The organism is uncultured Succinatimonas sp. (assembly GCF_905203285.1).
Taxonomy (GTDB): Bacteria; Pseudomonadota; Gammaproteobacteria; order Enterobacterales; family Succinivibrionaceae; genus Succinatimonas.
Genome location: NZ_CAJKVK010000138.1, coordinates 1 through 2,888, shown reverse-complemented (window position 1 = coordinate 2,888; position 2,888 = coordinate 1). Strand labels below are relative to the sequence as shown.

Annotated in this window: 1 protein-coding gene; it reads right to left on the bottom strand. The window is 41.4% G+C overall.

The window, feature by feature from the left end:
* A partial coding sequence (locus QZ019_RS09610) for a hypothetical protein (protein WP_295484589.1) occupies nt 1-2,272 on the bottom strand: 2,272 nt, incomplete at its 3' end.
* Nucleotides 2,273-2,888: the final 616 nt, after the last annotated feature.

Sequence of the window (2,888 nt, the reverse complement as noted above, 5' to 3'; positions counted from 1 at the left end):
AAGTGCCGATGTTGAGATTGGTGTCCACTTCAGGCGGCAATACCGGGTCGGGATTAGGTGTGGGCTTGTCGTCAGGATTGGGATTGTCAGGCTCTTCCGGTGTGTCCGGGTCAGGCTCCGGCTCGGGGTCGGGAACGTCATAATCGTAACGCACCAAATACCAATCGCCTTTACCGTCACCTTTATTAGTTAAAGACTCACGATAATCATTGTCGGCAAGCTTGTCGCTTTGACCTTCAGGAACGAAGCGCAATGACCACATCGAGACCATGCCGCGGCCGGTAAAGGCGTCTTTACCGTCGGGTCCGGTTAAGGTCATAGATCCGTCATTTTGTCTGACCAGCCAATTTAAGCTATAGAATTTATCGGCAGGAATGTTCTCTTTATTGATGAAATTAACTTGAACTGACGCCTCGGCATTTTCAGCTGTACCGGTAATTTCAATTTGATCGGTGGTAGGAAGGTTATCGTTATCCGGATCGCTTACTTTTTCAGCACTGCTGATATCGGAATCCATGATTATTTGTCCGTCAACAGCATTAAAACTTGAAGTAATTCGAACCTTTTCAAATCCTTTATACAGCTGATCAAACTGTGAAAGTTCCTGAGGGCGGGACATGTTTAACGTTCCGCTGTTTAGTGTTAATTTGGTTAAAACATTCTCATTGGAATTATCAAAAGCTATGGGGCGGGTTATATCATAAAGATGCTCTAAAGCATTCCAAACAGCATGATCAGATAAAGTTAAATAAATGTAACTATTATGAGAACTTATTTCGCTTAAAGAGATGTTTGAGGTAAGTGATGACTGAGCCCCTGTTATATTCATATTGATATAACCGCCGTCGTCAGCATATACGGTTCCGTTAATTTTCACCGGTGCTTTGCTTACGGTATTATTTATATTAAGTGTGCTCCACTTATCGTTTGTGGTATATCCGGTAGCTCTCAAAGCCATAAAATTTTCAAGCGCAGGATTAACGCCTTGCGGAAGATTAATGGACAAGGCATCAAAAACATTGATGTTTCCTGATCCTTTTATGTTAACCATAACAGTAGACGGGTATTTACCGGCCCACAATCCATACACGGAGCTGTCAGAAGCATCAACATCGGCCGCAGAGCTGCCTTCGGCATAATCCATATTAATCACAAGCGGTGCATTTGCCGTTAATTCTGCTCCGCCGAAGACGCCGACACCGGTCATCTCACTTTGCTGTTCGTCAGGATCTTTTGGGTTTAGATAAAGATTGATGCTCGTGCTTCCGTTTAAATTAACAACGGAATTGTTTTCAGGTTGATATGCCGCTTCATGAGCTCCGGCCATAATTCCGAAGCTGGGAGCGGCAGCATTCGGTTTGCCCCAAGATCCTCCGGGCTTAATAGCGGGATTTAAAGAAGTAATTGAAATATTAAGACTGCGATTTTCCTTTAATTCAAAAGAACTTTCCCTATCGACATATACGGCAGCGGCAATATCCGCATATTCATCTTCTGAGTAAGTTCCGGTATAGGTGGTTTCAAAATTTTTGATATTAAGATTAATCTCAGTATCGCGATCTACGATCATTTCACCTTTATCAAATGAAAGCAGACCTACCGCCCAATCTGAATCACGATTTGAATTGAATTTATCGCTCCAATCGGATGTAATATTAAAAACATTCTTTCCTTCTATGTCATTAGAGCCAAATACGATTTTTCCGCCGGGATTGGTATTGTTATTAAAATGACTTCCGGCAACCGCAGCGGTCACGGAATTTCCTGAAATATCCATGCTGACCGGACCGTTGACATACATGGTCGTACCGTTATCCTGTCCCTGCGCTCCGCCGGTAGGATTGTATCTTGAACCGCTCATCAGACCGACAAGCATATTGGTAGTACCTTTGATATCCATGTCAAGAGCGCCGTTCAAAGTCAATTCGGCTTTATGATTGACGCTGTTGGAAATCCAAATGCCGTAAGCACTCCAATTACTGTCAGGATGCTGCGTACCGTCATAATTTATCGACACTTTGTTATTAAAAGTTAACTTGGTGTCTTTATCATTGGTGTCGTCACCCGACAAGTGAATACCGATAGGAGAGACAGTGGTATCGGTGGTTTCAAGAACTACCTCTTCATCTATTTCTTCTCTTCCTTGTGGGTCAAAATGTACCTGAGCTGCATATGAGGAAGCTGTTGAAAAAGACAGACATGCCGCAATCACTCCTGCGGCTAAAGGTTTCAAACGTACTGATTGAAACGGTACTGATGTATGTTTATTCATAATATGTAACATTATGTTTTACAAATAAATAAGGCCGCATGAGGCAAAATTTCATGAAACATAGAGAAATTCGCGGCCTTAACCCGGATAAGCGTCAGGCATGAGTTTTAGCTTGTGTCTGACGCTTAAATCTTGTTAGAAGCTGTGCTTAGATCCGCCAGACACAGTGTGAAAGTATTGCCATGAATCAAGATATTCTGATTACCCATAAACTCATGTAGAACTTGGTCTTTTATGTAAGCAATAATCGGATTCTTTATAGCAAAATACTTTTCTGTCCTGTGTACGGCATTGCTAATATGACTGTGTATCGAATTAAGACCGACTTGAGTGGAGTGTGAAATAGAGTAGTTAGCTGAAATTGCAGAGAAATGATTTTCTATATTAACAGAGACTCTTTCGGCAGGAGACATTGCAAAAGAGGACAGACTTATAGATGAGACAAATCGAGAAAAAGATAGTTTAACCGCAAATGCAATTTTATCGCGACTAATTATTATACCGTGCGGGGGGGGGTGAGCGCTTTTTGTAAATGTTTAGTATTCATCTCTGCCTCTTTTTATATTTTTTAATATAAATTTTTGACGAATTATACACCGAATTTAATATAAATTTT